This window comes from Edaphobacter sp. FHG110511_03 (assembly GCF_059115365.1).
Genome location: NZ_JBZYWL010000004.1, coordinates 420,407 through 436,097 on the forward strand (window position 1 = coordinate 420,407; position 15,691 = coordinate 436,097).

Here is a 15,691-nt window from a genome sequence, read left to right on the forward strand (position 1 = left end):
GTCACGCGCGCAGAATTGCTGGGCGTGTGGCCGCAAGCTCTCCTAACAGCTCGCCGAAGAGCGTATTTGCCCACGCGAACCAGGCCCGGGTAAAGCGGCGTGCATCGTCTTTAAAGTAGCTTTCGTGCATAAAACCGAACCCGTCCGCGGAATTCTTCAACATGGCAAGCGAGTGGCGAATCTCATCCTCGCGCGTGCTGGTAAGGGCATAGATAATCTGGGACATCGGCCAGATCATGTTGCGGCCAACGTGAGGCCCGCCGATGCCTTCGCCGGCGCTGCCCCGGAAGAACCATGGGTTGCGCTCGCTCCAGCAGAAGGCCCGGGTGCGGGCATAAAGAGCTGCATCGGGAGAACTTCCGAGATAGGGAAGGCCCAGCAGGCTGGGAACGTTTGCATCATCCATCAACAATCTGCTGCCATAGCCATCGATCTCGTAGGCCCAGATCGTTCCCTCTGGCGTTGGGACGATCGCATGCTCACGTAGCGCGCGACTGACCTCGTCGGCGAGCGAGCTGGCGCTGTTGGCGAGCGTGTCGTCGTGAAGGATGGAATGTCCCATTTCAGCAAGTTGACGCATCGAGGTGACGGCGAAGAGATTCGATGGGATGAGAAAGGGAAAGATGCATGCGTCGTCGGAGGGGCGAAATCCCGAGGTGATGAGACCGATTGGGCGCACCGGATTGCCCAGGCCCGCTGCTGGAAGAGTCTCTGTCGTAGCCGTGGATTCGCGCTGAAAACGATACGGTCCATCCCCATTTTTGCGCTGCTGAACGCGAAAGGTATCGACGATCAGCCGCATGGCATCGTGCCATCGCCGGTCGAAGGGGCCAACGTCGCCTGTCTGTTTCCAGTATCCGTAAGACAGTCGAATGGGATAGCAGAGAGAGTCGACCTCCCACTTGCGTTCGCCTACACCGCGACGCAGTTCGGTCTTGTCTTTCAGGCTCCAGGGTAAGGCGGGAGCATTGAGGTCTGCCATGAAGGCATTCGCATACGGATCGATAAGGATGCAGCGTGCCTGTCGCCGGATCACGCCTTCGAGAAGGTCGCGGAGCTTCCGGTCGTTTTTTGCCAGCGGGAGATAGGGCCACACCTGCGCGGAGGAGTCGCGCAGCCACATGGCCGCGATATCTCCCGTCAATACCGCGGTGTCGGGTTTGCCTTCAAAGGTGCCTGGCTCTACAGTCGTGTCCAGCGTATTGGGAAAGCAGGAGACGAAGAGGGATGCAAGCACCGGATCGGCGATATGAGCGCTGCGTTCCGTCAAGAAGGCTTCAACGGCATCGCTGTGGAACTTGCGTTCCGAGGGTTTCGGCCTGCCCTGCGACATATCCCAGGGAGCTTTGACCGGCGGAAGCTCAACAGAGGATTGAGGCTCTACGCCGGGGGCCTGCTGGTTGAGGCCGAAAGCGGGAACGAGAGCGGCGGATGCGGCGGAACGGAGAAAGCTTCGTCTACTGGATAGGGGATCGGAAATGTTCATGGATTTCGCTTGGTGTCATTCTGTCATAGTTGCCGGTGCGTCATCGCTTACGTAACAATGGTCTCCAGGTTGGTAATCACCCTTAGGGCTGTTGCTGTATTGTGGCAGCCATTCTTAAATCTCTGCCGAATTCGGAGAATGCATGATCAGTCGTAGAAAATTTCTGGAGCGGAGCGCTGCTGTTTGCGCTGCGAGCGCACTTCCCCTGGACAAGTTTGTTTACGCCGCTAACGGCAAATCGAATGAGGACGGATTGCGCTGGGTGGATCCTCGGATTGGGACCGGTGGTCACGGTCACTGTTTTCCAGGCGCGGCAGTTCCGTTTGGAATGGTGCAGCTTAGCCCGGATACCTTCAACGATGAATGGGACTGGTGCTCGGGATATCACGTCTCGGATAGCTCAATCATGGGGTTCAGCCACACTCACCTGAGTGGCACCGGCTGCGGCGACCTTCTCGATTTTCTCGTGATGGCAGGAACCGGGACGGCGCACATCGTGCCCGGAGACCGAAAGAATCCGGATGAGGGCTACCGCTCGCGCTTCGATCATGCCGACGAACAGATGGAGCCCGGTTATTACTCCGTTGTGCTGAAGGATTACAAGGTGCGCGCAGAGCTCACCGCGACCGAGCGCACCGGAATGCATCGATACACCTTCCCGGCAAGCGACAAGTCTTACCTCATCCTCGATCTACAGCATGGCTACGGCCCGGGAGCCGGACCCTGCGATTCGGCTGAGCTGCGCCTGGTTGCGCCGGATACGCTGGCCGGCGGAAGGCGGACCTCCGCATGGGGGAAGGATCGCCATGCATACTTCACACTCAAGCTATCGAAGCGCCCTGATCGCATCGTCTTCTACTCGGACGACAAGGAAGTTCCGGCTCCCGCCAGCGGAGAAGATCTGAAGGGCAAGAATCTCAAGTGCGTTCTTTACTTCACCACAAAAGCGAATGAGCGGCTGTTGGTGAAGACAGGAATATCGGGTGTTGATGCCGAAGGAGCCGCAAAAAATCTCGCGGCCGAAGCACCGGCCTGGGAGTTCGACAAGATTCGCGCAACTGCAAAAGAGACCTGGCGGCGCCAGATTTCGAAGATTCAGGTCACGAGCACGAACGAGGACCACAAGCGAATCTTCTACACCGCGCTCTATCACCTGTCGCTGGGCCCGACCCTCTTCGACGACGTGGACGGCCGATATCGCGGTATGGACAATCAGGTCCACACGCTAGCCAAAGGCGAACACAATTTTTCCACGTTCTCTCTGTGGGATACCTTCCGCGCCGCGCATCCGACCTACACACTTATCGAACCAGAGCGCGTTCCCTTGTTCATGAATACGTTGATTCGCATGGCCGAGCAGAGCCCAGCCGGGATGCCTGTGTGGCCCCTGATGTCGACCGAGACGGGAACGATGACGGGCTATCACTCGGCAGCGGTCATCTCTGAAGCATGCAACAAGGGCTTTACCGGCATCGACTACGAGAAGGCCTACGGCCTGATGATGAAGCGCGCCATGGTCGAGGACTATCGCGGCCTCGGCTATTACCGCAAGCTCAACTACATCCCCGCCGATAAAGAAGGCGAATCCGTCTCGAAGACCTTCGAATATTGCTATGACGATTGGTCGATCGCTCATGTCGCCCGCAAGCTGGGCAAGAGCGACGATGCGGCGATGCTGGTCAAGCGGTCGACAAACTACCGTAATTACTACGATAAGTCTGTCGGCTTCATGCGACCGAAGCTTGAGGATGGCAGCTGGACATCGCCCTTCCGCCCAATCGATATGGGCCATATGAAGAAGTGGCGCGACTACACCGAGTCCAACGCGTGGCAGACGACCTTCGGTGTACAGCATGACGCTGCAGGCCTGATTGAGCTGTGCGGAGGCCGCGAAGCCTTCGTAACCAAGCTCGACGGGCTCTTTACCGCGCCGAGCGATCTTCCTGAAGACGCTCCACCCGATATCGCCGGGCTGGTTGGGCAGTATGCCCACGGCAACGAGCCCTCGCACCACATTGCGTATCTTTACGTCTACGCGGGTGCGCCGCACAAGACCCAGGCCCGCGTTCGCAGCCTGCTCGAAACAATGTATGCGCCTAAACCCGATGGAATGCAGGGCAACGAAGATGTCGGCCAGATGTCGGCCTGGTACATCCTCAGTTCCCTGGGCTTCTATCCGGTGGATCCGGTCAGTGGGAACTACATCCTTGGCTCGCCGCTGTTCGAAAGCGCAACCCTCGAGCTTGGCCACGGCAAGAAGCTGGAACTGGTTGTCGAACGAAAAGATCCAGCGCACCAGTACATTCAGGCGTTTTCGCTGAACGGTAAAGAGCAGCAAAGGTGCTGGTTCCATCACTCCGAAATCGCTGGGGGAGGAAAGCTCGTCTTCACCATGGGAGCGGAACCGAATCCTTCGCTCGGAACTGACCCCTCCGTGGCTCCGCCGTCGCTCAAGCTGTCGTGACACGTGCCATCACCTTCGAGCTTTGCGCCGAAACCCTGCAGGCATGTCTCGCTGCAGGGGAGGGTGGCGCAAACCGCATCGAGCTATGCTCGGCGCTCAGTGAAGACGGACTGACGCCAAGCCATGGCTTAATTCGCGCCGCCATCGCGCAAAGTGGACTGCCCGTCTACGTCCTGTTGCGGCCTCGCGGCGGCAACTTTCATTACACTCCTGAAGAATTCGCCCTGATGCGGGACGATCTTGAGCACGCACGCCTACTCGGAGCCAGAGGCTTTGCGCTTGGGCTTCTGCGTGCCGACAGGACCGTGGACATCGACCGCACCAGGGAATTGGTAGAGTTGGCGTCGCCGCTGGAAGTAACCTTCCATCGCGCATTCGACCTTACCCCTTCGCTCGACCAGGCACTGGAAGATGTCGTTGCCGCAGGCTGCAAAAGAGTTTTGACCTCAGGCGGAGAACGTGATGTCGTCGCCGGAAGCGCGAAGCTTGCGAAGCTGATGGCGCGGGCCTCGGGCAGGATCGATGTCGCGGCAGGCGGAGGACTTCGCATTGTTAATGCCGCGTCGGTCGCCCGCACGAGCGGGATTCATCACTTCCATGGAAGTATGCGACGGGTTGTGAACACCGTTGCTGACCAGCAGCGAAGCGATGTTCTGGTGTCTTCACAAGACGAGTTCACCGTCGATCCCGCAGATGTTCGCGCGGTTATTCATGAACTCCGCCTTCCATGACAGATGCCGATCCATTGATTCTCTGAGTAGGCGAGGTAAACGATGTTATCGAACCGCTCGATGCCGGCATCCACCGTGATTCCAGTGCTCGCCTATCCGGATGTCGATTTCGCTGTGAAATGGCTCTGTGAGACCTTCGGCTTTACTCTGCGACTGCGGATAGGGAATCATCGCGCACAATTGGATGTGGGGGATGGCGCGATTGTCATCACGGAAGGATCAGGAGATGAGCATGGTCTCTGTTCGGTGATGGTGCGAGTGGAGGATGTCCATTCTCATTTCGCGCAATCCCGCAAATGCAGTGCACGCGTGTTGCAGCCACCCGCTGACTATCCCTATGGGGAGAGGCAATACACCGCCGAAGATTTTGCAGGGCACCGGTGGACGTTTTCCCAATCCACTGCTGATGTAGATCCAGCGGACTGGGGTGGAACGCTGGTGAAGTAAACGGCTTCACGATGGGCTATAACCGCATAAACGCGATCGCCCATCGTACGAATCTGTCATCATGCCTTACACGTCTACTCCGCAACAACCTGTAGAATTCCTCGCAAAGGTATGGCCACCCAGTCAGGGCGATGGTTCAATTCATACTGCAGCTCATAGAGAGCCTTCTCCAGAAGATATCCCGACAACATCACCTTCAGAGAACCAGCTACCTCCAGACCGCGTTCAGCCGCGTACGCATTTAGATAGGTAGCGCGCACGGTCCGGTCCCAATCCCGAAGCCACTCGTTTGCTTCCGGATGCTGGTTGCCGAAGGCCGCAGCAACATAACTGAAAGACCGCAGCATCCCGGCTACGTCGCGTAATGGGGACTGTCGCCGGCGCCGCTCCTCCAGAGACTTTACGGGCTCTCCTTCGAAATCGAGGATGGCAAAGTCATCCTCTGTGCGCAGCACCTGTCCCAGGTGGTAATCGCCGTGGATCCGGGTCCATTGGCCAGCATCGGTTGGAGAGAGGGAAGCCATGCGGTCCGCTAAAGCTTCCATGGCGCTGCGTCGCGCAAGCAGTGCTGCCGCATCGGCAACATATTCATCCGGAAGATCGGCAAATTTCTGGCGCAGAAGAGAGAGCGTAGAAGTGATCTGTCCGCGCAGGCGGCTTGCATCTGCCAACAGTTTTTCAGCCGATGCAGGCTCAGGAATCATATCTTTGCCTTGAGCGGCTGCGAGCGAGGAATGCATCTCTGCGGTTCGTTTTGCCAGCAGCGTGGCTGCACCGCGGTAAGTAGCTGCCGGATCCGCAACTGCAGAGTCTTTGGCGGTCTGCAGTTCTCCCAGCGTCCAGCTCCAACCATCCCCTTGATTTCGCACCTGTTCCTGGAGCAGTCCGAGAACGTAGCTTCGTTGCGCAGGCTCGTCCGGGACATCCGTGGTGTAAACGATCTCTCCGGCAAAGGCCGGCGTGTGTGCAAAGTGAGCCTCCTCTGTAAGAGCTCGCCCGATCTCCACGTCTGGATTTATGCCTTCTTCGACACGTCGGAAAAGCTTCAAAATAAGGGAATCGCCAAAAAGAATAGAGGAGTTGCTCTGCTCCGCCGAGGAGAGCCGCGATGGAGATACCTTCTCTGCGTTCTTCAACCCTGTTCCAGCCTGGCCGGAGAGCGTGCCATTTATAGACGAGATCTGTTCTTCCTTTTGAATAAGTGCGAGCAGGGCAGTGCGCACCTCTTCCAGGGAGAGCGCGTCAAGCAGTGCTCCGATCTGTGTTCCGTCATCTCCGGAGCGGCGGACGTTTCCGATGAGATAACGATCCGCGGAATCGGTCAGTTCCTCGAACCGCAATGCGACCGGGAGTGTGTACCTGTCTGGCTCTCCTTCGGTATAACTGACATCCACCAGCAAAAGAGCCGCGTCTTTTACGGGCAGCGGTATCCAATCGGCAACGGTCGCGCTCTGGATCGTTCGCGCCTTTGATCCAAACCAGCGCTGCTTTGCCATGTACTTGGGCAACACCGATTCTTGAAGCAGCTCAAGACCAGGCCCGCTTAGGACGCTGGCGATGTCATCGGCGGGAATGATGACTTCCGGCGCCGCTGTAGCAGGAGCCGCCTGCTCATGCTTGGGCGCATCCTGCAGCTCGAGCCACAGGAAAGCGTAAGGCCCAAGGGTCACGGTATAGAGCTCTTTTCGGATCACGGGAAAAGGAACATAGCCAAGCATCTCTACTGGAATCATGCTGTCCCATCGGCTCAGGTCGAGCGCGACCGGTTGCGCAAACCGTGAAAGGTTTGCCACGCATAGCACGCGTTCGCCATCGTACTCGCGCACGTATGCGAGTACCTTGCGATTCTCCGGCTTCAAAAACTCCAGCGTGCCGCGGCCAAACACTTGGAAGAGCTTCCGCAAGGCAATCATGTTGCGGGTCCAGTGCAGCAGACTCGACGTGTCGCTCTCCTGTGCTTCGACGTTGATCGCCTGATAGCCCCAGATCGGATCCATGATGACAGGCGAATAGAGCTTTGCCGGAACCGCGCGGGAAAAGCCCGCATTCCGATCGCTGTTCCACTGCATGGGAGTGCGCACACCATTGCGGTCGCCCAGGTAGATGTTGTCTCCCATGCCGAGCTCGTCGCCGTAGTACAGAATCGGCGTCCCTGGAAAAGAAAAAAGAATGGAGTTCAACAACTCGATTCGCCGTCGATTGTTGTCGACAAGAGGAGCCAGCCTGCGCCGGATTCCCACGTTGATGCGCATACGAGGATCGGCCGAATAGGCAAAATACATGTAATCGCGCTCATCGTCCGTCACCATTTCGAGCGTGAGCTCATCGTGATTGCGCAAAAAAAGACCCCATTGGCAGTTTTCAGGGATCTCGGGCGTCTGCGCCATGATCTCTGTAATCGGCAAGCGGTCTTCCTGCCGGAGCGCCATGTAGATTCGTGGCATCAACGGAAAATGGAAGGCCATGTGACACTCGTCGCCATTGCCGAAATAAGGCCGTACATCGGCCGGCCACATATTGGCTTCGGCAAGAATAAGCCGGTTGTCGTACTCTGCATCGATGGCCTCGCGGACTTTGCGGATGACCGCGTGCGTCTCGTCCAGATTCTCGCAACTGGTTCCGTCGCGTTCTACAAGATAGGGAATCGCATCAAGGCGCAGGCCATCTACGCCCATGTCCAGCCAGAAGCGCATTGCGCTCAGCACCTCTTCCATTACGCGCGGGTGGTCGAAGTTTAAATCCGGCTGATGCGAGAAGAAGCGATGCCAGTAGTACGCTCCTGCTTCGTCATCCCATGTCCAGTTGCTCTTTTCCGTGTCGGTAAAGATGATGCGCACACCGCTGAACAGGCGATCCGAATCGCTCCATACATACATGTCGCGTTCCGGAGAGCCCGCTGGAGCCCGGCGTGCCGCCTGAAACCAGGGATGCTGATCGCTGGTGTGATTGATGACGAGCTCGATCATCACCTGCATGCCGCGCTGGTGCGCCGCATTGAGAAAGGATTTGAAGTCGTCCAGGGTTCCGTAGTGGGGATTGACGTCGTTATAGCTGGCGATGTCATAGCCATCATCCCGCAGGGGAGAAGGGAAGAAGGGTAACAGCCAGATGCAGGTGACCCCGAGGTCCCGCAGATAATCCAGTTTGCTCATCAAGCCTGGAAAATCGCCGATGCCGTCCTCGTTCGAGTCAGCGAAGGCCTTCACATGAAGCTCGTAGATCACCGCGTCCTTGTACCAGAGTGGATCGGTGGTACTGCCTGTTTTTTTTCTAATCACAAGCCTTCCTCATCAGCATGTCCCGGAGGGATTAAATGAAAAACGTGAGCCGGCATAACGGCTGGATCAAGCAAAACGTAATTGCTGGGGCCACTCCATTCATAGAGCCCATCGCGCAAAAGATCGCGAACCGTATATCTATCGTCGTGTTTAAGCCCCAGCTCGTCCATGTTGAGATCGGTCCACCCGCTTTGTGCGAACACAGTATCCAGATTGACGACAGTGAGGATCACATCGTCACCCCAACGCTTGCTGTAGCAAAGCAAATTGGGATTTCCGATTTCGTGAAATCGGAGCGTCTCATTCCGCTGAAGCGACGGATGCTGCTGACGCGCTCGATTTAGGATTTGAAGCAGCGGCATCAACGAGTCTTCCCGTTCCCGCGCCCATAAACGAAGCTGATATTTCTCGCTGTTGAGATACTCTTCGCTGCCCTCCCGCACGGGAACGTGATCCATCAGCTCGAATGCCGGGCCATAGATGCCGTAGCTCGAGCCGAGGGTTGCGGCCAGAACGGCACGTTGTACGAAAGCGGCTCGCCCTCCTTTTTGCAGCAACTCGGGAAGGATATCCGGCGTATTGGGCCACAGGTTCGGGCGAAAAAAATCGCGTACGGGCAGAGTCGTCAGCTCTGTCAGATAGCTCGTCAGCTCTGTCTTGGTATTGCGCCAGGTGAAGTAGGTATAGCTTTGGGAAAAACCGCGTTTTGCCAGGCCATACATAACGTGCGGACGGGTGAATGCCTCTGCAAGGAACAGCGCGTCCGGATATCTTTTCTTCACCGTATCGATACACCACTCCCAAAAGGGCAGGGCTTTCGTGTGCGGGTTGTCGACGCGGAAGATGCGCACGCCGCGCTCCGCCCAGAAGAGAAACACGTCACATAGCTCTTCCCACAATCCCTGCCAATCCGAGGACTCGAAGTTAAGCGGATAGATGTCCTGATACTTCTTCGGCGGGTTCTCCGCATATTGAATTGATCCGTCCGGACGGATCGAAAACCACTCGGGGTGGGTTTTGACCCATGGATGATCGGGAGAGCACTGGAACGCGATATCCAGGGCGATCTCCACTCCGGAGTCTTGCGCTACGCGTACCATCTCATCGAAATCCTCAGGCGTTCCAAGCTCCGGCGCGATCGCAGTATGACCGCCCTGCTCGCTGCCAATTGCCCATGGACTACCTACATCTTCCGCAGTTGCAACCACATTGTTGTTGCGGCCTTTGCGAAAGGCATTTCCGATGGGGTGGATGGGGGGGAAGTAAATGACGTCAAACCCCATCTCCGCGAGCTGCGGGATTTGCCTGGCTGCATCGCACAGCCTTCCATGCCGGCCGTTTTCTCCCGCAGAGCGAGGAAAGAACTCGTACCACGTCGAAAACCGGGCTCGCTCACGATCCACCCACACCCTGTAGTCCGCGGACTTTGTGCTGAAGCGGAGATCGGGATAGCGTTCCGTCAACTCCTTCAGAGAGTCTGTCAGTGGGTTGTCGTAGCGCGTGGCTCCCTGATCGGCAAGCCGGCATAGCGATGAAGCAAAATCCGTTAGCTTTTTGGCATCCGGTCCAATGACATTCGTGGCAAGGTGATTCAGGAGCCCTGCTCCTGTGCGGAAGGCCAATTGGATATCCCGCGCCAATTCCGGGACGACGTTGGAGCCGGCCTGCAGGTCTTTGTCGGTGTTCTCCTGCCCGGCGTCAATAGTGGCGCCATCCGGCTGTGCGGCGATCCGCTTGGCGAGATCGCTGGCCCAGGTATCGAAGTGGTCCACCCATCCCTCGACGCGAAACTGCCATTCCCCCAGGGTGTCGAGTGTAAAGCGAGCGCTCCACATATCGTTCCCCAGAGCTTCCATCTTTACAGAATGCCATTCACCCCCTGTGTCGTGACGGTAAAGCACACGGGCTGCAATGTGATCATGCCCGTCGCCGTAAACAGCCGCGGTTACCTGGATCTCATCCCCGATGATTCTTTTTACAGAAAATCGACCATAGTCGATCTGCGGTCGAACGTCTTCTACAACGACGCGAGCTCTTCCCTCCGAAGCCTTCAAGCGGACTCCCCCTCTTTGTCTGATGCCAAACCTGCCTTCAAGGAAGATGCGATGACGCTGAGTTGCGTTTGTCTGGAATCGCAAAATGGCAAAGAGAAGATCCAATCCTCAATCGATCGTTTTTTGACCATGTCCTGATTCACAGCCTGACTATTTTGATGGAAGAAGCTCTATAATAAGGCGAACAAGCGGGAGTAGCTCAATGGTAGAGTAGCGGCTTCCCAAGCCGTTGGTTGCGGGTTCGATCCCCGTCTCCCGCTCCAGAACCTCAGGGCCCCCATCGATTTCAAGACGCCCGCATCCCTCTCACTGCGATAGTCCATTCCAACTGATCTTTTTACTTCGGCTTCGAGGCCTGTGCCGTAAAGCGGAGCAGTACCTTTCCACCGTCATCGAAAAGCTCGAGTTGCCGGTTCGAAATCTTCCAGGTTCGCACGTGCTCGAGAGCCGCGAGAAAGTTCGACTCCGTCTCCATTCCGTGCGTACAGGCCATTCTGGTGCTGGCCACGCCGCCGAAACGAAGGGCATCGTTGTTCGCAGTGTAGGTTCCTGCAAGTCGATTGCACCCCCCGGACCCTGCGATTCTCCCATCCTCCATGGAAAAGATCAGATGGGCCTCCTGCTGTTCATCGGCAGGTGTGATCTGCTTGTCCCCCACCTGAACCAATCTCCAGTACGTCTCGCGAAGAGGTACGGATGCGGTTCTGGGTCCGGTGGCGGCGCCTGAGACATGACGAAGCATCATCGTTCCGATCTCGCTTCCATGGCCCTGGGTGAGAACCTGATAGCGCTGGTCCGTGGTAAATAACAGGCGGCCGGCCTCCGTAACCCGGGCGCGAACCGCGTAGAGATGGTTTGGAAGGACCTGCGCTGGATCGTACTGAATGCTGAAATGAAAGGGAGGGTTCCCCGGTTGTTCGATTCGCGCCTGCCCCAGCACAGATGCGGGAGCGTCCGCTCTGGACACATCCTCCAGCGTGGCCTCGAAGACTGCATCTGGCGGTAGCGGGATGCGCTCCCGGTAGGTTGCGGTCCCCTCGAGGGAAAGCATCCCCTGCCCCTTCATCTCAGTTGCTGGAAGCAGAAGGGAAGCTGCCATGACAAGTGCGCCTGCAACATGGATCGACGTCATGAGGACCTCTCCTTGTCGTTACCACTATAGCCTCGGCCCTTGCAAAGAAAAGCGCCCGCATCGCAAAGGCAATGCAGGCGCTCGTTCGGTCTGCCTCAGTTAGTTGTGAGCTGGATTGTTCTTCAGCGCCAGCTTCAGGTGATCTTGCAGGGTTTGTGCCTCCGGCAGGAAGGTAATGGCCTTGGCGATCTGGGGATCCCATTCCGCACGAACCTTCAGGCCTTCCAGCTGGCCGAATTGCGAGGTGAATAGATCGCTCTTGATGCTCTCCTTCAGCCAGTCCTGCACGCCTGCAATGTCCTGGTCGGTGTAGTCGATACTCTCCGACTTCAGGAAGCTCTTGAACTCCTGCATCACGGCGTCGTCGACCGTGAAGTCTTTGCCGACCGAGTTGTGCGTGGCCAGATAGTGCTTGCTGAAGTTGAAGAAGGCATAGTGCTGCAGCAGCGACTCCTGGAAACGGTTCGACTTGAGATTGTCAATCGACTGATCCGGAGTGATACCGCCGCCGCCATAGACCGTACGCCCTGAATCCGTCAGCTTCACCTCGCGATTGCTCTTGTCCTTGAGCTGGGCAGAATCGCGGACATAGTAGTAGTCGTACAGGGAAACGTGATTGTAATTGCGCTGAATCAGGCGGCCGGATGGTGTGTAGTAGTGATAGGTGGTTAAGGCAAGCCCCGTATTCTCCGAGACCTGAAAGACAGTCTGGACCAGGCCCTTGCCAAAGGTCGTCTCACCGACGATCAAGGCGCGATCATGATCCTGCAGCGCGCCCGAGACGATCTCGGCTGCTGAAGCCGTATTGCGGTTCACCAGCACTACGATCGGATATTTCGTATCCGATCCATGCGCGGCGCGGTAAACCTGATCCGGAAAGGCGCGTCCCTTTTGCGACACGACGATCTGTCCCTTCTGCAGGAACTTGTCGCTCATGTTGACCGCTTCATTCAACAGGCCGCCGGGATTTCCACGCAGATCGATCACCAGGCCATTAATGTTGCCGAATTTGTCGAGAGCGTCGCCGACTTCACGGCTGGTCGTCTCCATGAAATTCGTCACGTGCATGTATCCGACGCCCGGCCGGATCATGAAGGCCAGATCGACCGAGGGGCGCGAGACCTCATCCCGGACCAGGTCGAAGTCCATGTTCTTTGCCGCTCCCTCGCGGCTTACCGAGACGGTGACGTGGGTACCTCGCGGTCCCTTCAGCAGGGCCGCTACCGCGGCTGTATCCATGCCTTCGGTGCTCTTGCCGTCGACCGAGAGAATGGTGTCGCCCGGACGAATGCCGGCCTTGAACGAGGGCGTTCCTTCAAAGGGATAGAGCACCACGATCTTGGTGCCGCCCTTGGCCTTCGCATCCGGCTGCGGCTGAATCGTCATGCCCACGCCGTAGTACCTTCCGTGCTGGTCCTCACGCATCTGCGCGTAGGCCTTGGGATCGTAGAAATTGGAGTGCGGATCGAGCACGTGCAGCATGCCCGGAATCGCTCCATCGTAGATGGCCTTGTCCGTCTTATCGGTGGTCATCTTATCGGCATAGTTCTGTTCGACCAGGGAATAGACGCTGGTGAAGTTGCGCAGGCTGTCGCGAAGGGACGATTCGTCGGTCGCGGACTGGGCATCGACTCTCTGGTTGATCAGCGTACCGGCCACCGCGCAGGTGGCCAGAAAGACAGTTGCGGAGAAGAGGGCGCGGCGTGTGCGGGGTGCCATCGGTTCGGTAACCTCGAAAAAGAGCAAAAGCTGCGCGGAATCTTGCGCGAGACGGCCTACAGAACTGCGTAGACACAACGTCCTGTATTGGACGGAGTATAGCATCGGCAGGTAAGCTTTTTCCCGTTGGAAACGGGATTCGCCTCTTCCGTTCGAGACGGTTAGAATGAGGGGGACGGATATCGTCCGCCGCCTCCGGTAAGTCCAATCCGAAGACGGGACCGTGGGCGTAAGCTGCCCTATCCACAGGACCTGGTAAAGATAAACGAGTGACGATGACCTTTAGAATTTCGCAGTTCGGGGCGGTATGCGGGTTTAGCCTGCTGGTACTGCCGGTTGCGGCTCTGGCCCAGACGCCGCGGTATCAGAGCCCTCTGTCGGTCCCCAATGAGCCGCAGCAGCAGATAACCCTGCCCACGCCGACCGCAATTACGCCGAACGGAACCGTGGTGGAAGACGTCGTTGCCAGGGTGAACGACAGGATCATCAGCCGCAGCGATATGGAGCGAAGCCAACAGCAGCTCGCCGGCGAAAATCAGCAGAATCAGGTAAATCCGGAGGAGGCCGCCGACCGTCAGAAGAATCTGCTGCGCGACATGATCGACCAGCAACTCCTCCTCTCCCGGGGCAAGGAACTCGGCTTGAATGCCGATGCCGAAATGATCCGCCGTCTCGACGAGATCCGAAAGCAGAACCACATGGACTCCATGGAGGACCTGGAAAAGGCTGCCCGGCAGCAGGGGGTCTCCTTCGAGGATTTCAAGGCCAATATCCGGAACGGGATTCTCACCCAGCAGGTCGTTCGCGACGAGGTCGGCCGCCATCTGCAGATGACCCAGGGGCAGGAGCAGGCCTACTACGACGCGCACAAGAATGATTTTGCTCAACCCGAGCAGCTGCGCCTCAGCGAGATCCTCGTTCCCACTCCCGCCGACGCCACCGATGCCGTTGTGGAGCAGGCCAAGGCCAAGGCCGAAGGAATCGCGGAAAAAATCAAGGCTGGCGGTGCCTTTGACGATCTGGCTAAAGCCAACTCCGGCGGTCCCACCGCCTCGCAGGGAGGCGATCTCGGCCTCTTCAAGCGTGGAGGCCTCGCGAAGGTTATTGAAGATCAGACTTTCTCGCTTCCCGCTGGCGGGGTAACCGCGCCCATTCGTACCCGCCAGGGTTTTGTCATCCTCAAGGTTACCGAACACCAGGAAGCCGGGGTTCCCGCGCTCAAGGACATCGAGCCTCAGATTCAGGAAGCGATGTACATGCAGCAGATGCAGCCTGCTCTGCGCACCTACCTGACCAAGCTGCGGGAAGATGCCTACATCGATATCAAGCCCGGCTTCATCGACTCCGGAGCCAGCCCGCGCCAGACCAAGCCCGTCTTCAGTGCCTACGCTCCTCCGGTTCCCAAAAAGAAGAGGGAGAAGGAGCGCTTTGACCGGGGCGGACGTTTCTCTGAGGTAAGCAAAACGACTCCTGCTCCGGGTTCGACTCCTGTCGTGGCCGGATCCCCAGCTGCACCGGTGGCATCCACTGCTCCTGCGGCATCCGCTGCATCGGCTGCACCCACCGAGCCGGGTACCCCTTCCACGCCGGCGGCGAACGCCTCGGTTCCAAACGGCGTACCCGCCACGGCTGCCGCAACACCCACCACGACGGCCAGCAAATCCGTTACGCCTTCGAAGCCGAAGAAGATCAAGCGCGAGAAGGTTCGATTCGGCCAGGCCCCGCGGAATTCGCTGCCTCCCGGTCCGCAGGTGGCCTCCGAGGGAGCCGGTGCCGGCGTAGCCTCGTCCACTCAGGCGGCCGATGCGGGAGCTGCAGTTGCTCCCGGAACGGCGATTGCCCCTCTGGAAAGCGCGAACGCGCAGCAGTCGAATGAAGACCCTCTGGCCCCGAAGCCTGAAAATACCGGCAAGAGCCGCTACAGCTACCGTGCCAAGACCGAGGCTGCCGATAAGGCCGCGAAGAAACAGGCTGCGGTAAAGCAAAAGGCGGCGTTTACACCCGTTGCTGCTACCACGCCGGAGCAGGAAGATCGAAAGGAGCAAGCCGCTCCGCTGGGCTTGAACGGAGATACCGCGACCAAGAAGAAGGCCGTGCGCGCAAAGGGAACCGCCAAGGAACGGTTGCAGAACAAGCCGACCGAGGCACAGCCCCCACCGCCTCCTCCTGACCCGACGGTAAACCCGTCTCTTGGCTCCACTCCTCAGGGAGTTACGCCTGCGCCGGTTCCTGTTCCGCAGGCCCCGGCTCCCGAACCGGCCCAACCGGCAGCGCCTGCGCCGCAGCCAAATCAGTAACCACCGTAATTTCCTTTACCGGTGACCAGACGCGAGGCTTTTGCCTCGCGTCTCTGTCTTTGCCCAGCAAGGTATTCTGGTGT

General features: G+C 58.0%; 9 protein-coding genes and 1 tRNA gene. 5 read left to right on the forward strand and 5 right to left on the reverse strand.

What is annotated here, in order from left to right:
- Window position 1: 1 nt before the first annotated feature.
- Window positions 2-1,486, reverse strand: a complete 1,485-nt coding sequence (locus AC5S26_RS18675) for a glycoside hydrolase family 125 protein (protein WP_494186437.1) — start codon at window positions 1,484-1,486, stop codon at window positions 2-4.
- Between the two features lie 142 nt (window positions 1,487-1,628).
- Here AC5S26_RS18675 and AC5S26_RS18680 point away from each other — a divergent pair, with 142 nt between their 5' ends.
- The 3 genes from AC5S26_RS18680 to AC5S26_RS18690 are packed head-to-tail and all read left to right on the forward strand — an operon-like array spanning window position 1,629 to window position 5,128.
- A complete protein-coding gene (locus AC5S26_RS18680; RefSeq protein ID WP_494186438.1) occupies window positions 1,629-3,950 on the forward strand; it encodes a GH92 family glycosyl hydrolase in 2,322 nt (773 codons plus the stop codon).
- The gene (locus AC5S26_RS18685; protein WP_494186439.1) at window positions 3,947-4,681 is read left to right on the forward strand and encodes a copper homeostasis protein CutC; all 735 of its coding nucleotides are present in this window, start codon (window positions 3,947-3,949) and stop codon (window positions 4,679-4,681) included. Before AC5S26_RS18680 ends, AC5S26_RS18685 begins: the two co-directional genes overlap by 4 nt.
- Window positions 4,682-4,723: 42 nt before the next feature.
- Window positions 4,724-5,128, forward strand: a complete 405-nt coding sequence (locus AC5S26_RS18690; RefSeq protein WP_494186440.1) for a VOC family protein — start codon at window positions 4,724-4,726, stop codon at window positions 5,126-5,128.
- 74 nt (window positions 5,129-5,202) lie between these two features.
- On the opposite strand, the gene treS is transcribed toward AC5S26_RS18690, so the two are convergent.
- The gene (treS, locus tag AC5S26_RS18695) at window positions 5,203-8,406 is read right to left on the reverse strand and encodes a maltose alpha-D-glucosyltransferase (protein WP_494186441.1); all 3,204 of its coding nucleotides are present in this window, start codon (window positions 8,404-8,406) and stop codon (window positions 5,203-5,205) included.
- Complete coding sequence (locus tag AC5S26_RS18700) at window positions 8,403-10,460, reverse strand: alpha-1,4-glucan--maltose-1-phosphate maltosyltransferase (protein WP_494186442.1); 2,058 nt, start codon at window positions 10,458-10,460, stop codon at window positions 8,403-8,405. The genes treS and AC5S26_RS18700 overlap by 4 nt, the downstream gene beginning before the upstream one ends.
- 188 nt (window positions 10,461-10,648) lie before the next feature.
- On the opposite strand from AC5S26_RS18700, the gene AC5S26_RS18705 reads away from it, so the two are divergent.
- Window positions 10,649-10,723 (forward strand) — tRNA-Gly (locus AC5S26_RS18705).
- Window positions 10,724-10,797: 74 nt separating this feature from the next.
- Here the strand turns inward: AC5S26_RS18705 and AC5S26_RS18710 are convergent.
- The gene (locus tag AC5S26_RS18710; protein ID WP_494186443.1) at window positions 10,798-11,592 is read right to left on the reverse strand and encodes a YbaY family lipoprotein; all 795 of its coding nucleotides are present in this window, start codon (window positions 11,590-11,592) and stop codon (window positions 10,798-10,800) included.
- Between the two features lie 99 nt (window positions 11,593-11,691).
- Window positions 11,692-13,311 (reverse strand): S41 family peptidase, encoded by a 1,620-nt coding sequence (locus AC5S26_RS18715; RefSeq protein WP_494186444.1) that lies wholly within the window; start codon window positions 13,309-13,311, stop codon window positions 11,692-11,694.
- A gap of 275 nt (window positions 13,312-13,586) precedes the next feature.
- On the opposite strand from AC5S26_RS18715, the gene AC5S26_RS18720 reads away from it, so the two are divergent.
- Window positions 13,587-15,608, forward strand: coding sequence for a peptidylprolyl isomerase (locus AC5S26_RS18720; protein WP_494186445.1), 2,022 nt, complete (start codon window positions 13,587-13,589; stop codon window positions 15,606-15,608).
- Window positions 15,609-15,691 lie beyond the last annotated feature (83 nt).

Coding starts and splice junctions, on each gene's coding strand:
- AC5S26_RS18675 (WP_494186437.1), bottom strand. CDS start 1,486: ATGAACATTTCCGATCCCCTATCCAGTAGACGAAGCTTTCTCCGTTCC.
- AC5S26_RS18680 (WP_494186438.1), top strand. CDS start 1,629: ATGATCAGTCGTAGAAAATTTCTGGAGCGGAGCGCTGCTGTTTGCGCT.
- AC5S26_RS18690 (WP_494186440.1), top strand. CDS start 4,724: ATGTTATCGAACCGCTCGATGCCGGCATCCACCGTGATTCCAGTGCTC.
- AC5S26_RS18710 (WP_494186443.1), bottom strand. CDS start 11,592: ATGACGTCGATCCATGTTGCAGGCGCACTTGTCATGGCAGCTTCCCTT.
- AC5S26_RS18715 (WP_494186444.1), bottom strand. CDS start 13,311: ATGGCACCCCGCACACGCCGCGCCCTCTTCTCCGCAACTGTCTTTCTG.
- AC5S26_RS18720 (WP_494186445.1), top strand. CDS start 13,587: ATGACCTTTAGAATTTCGCAGTTCGGGGCGGTATGCGGGTTTAGCCTG.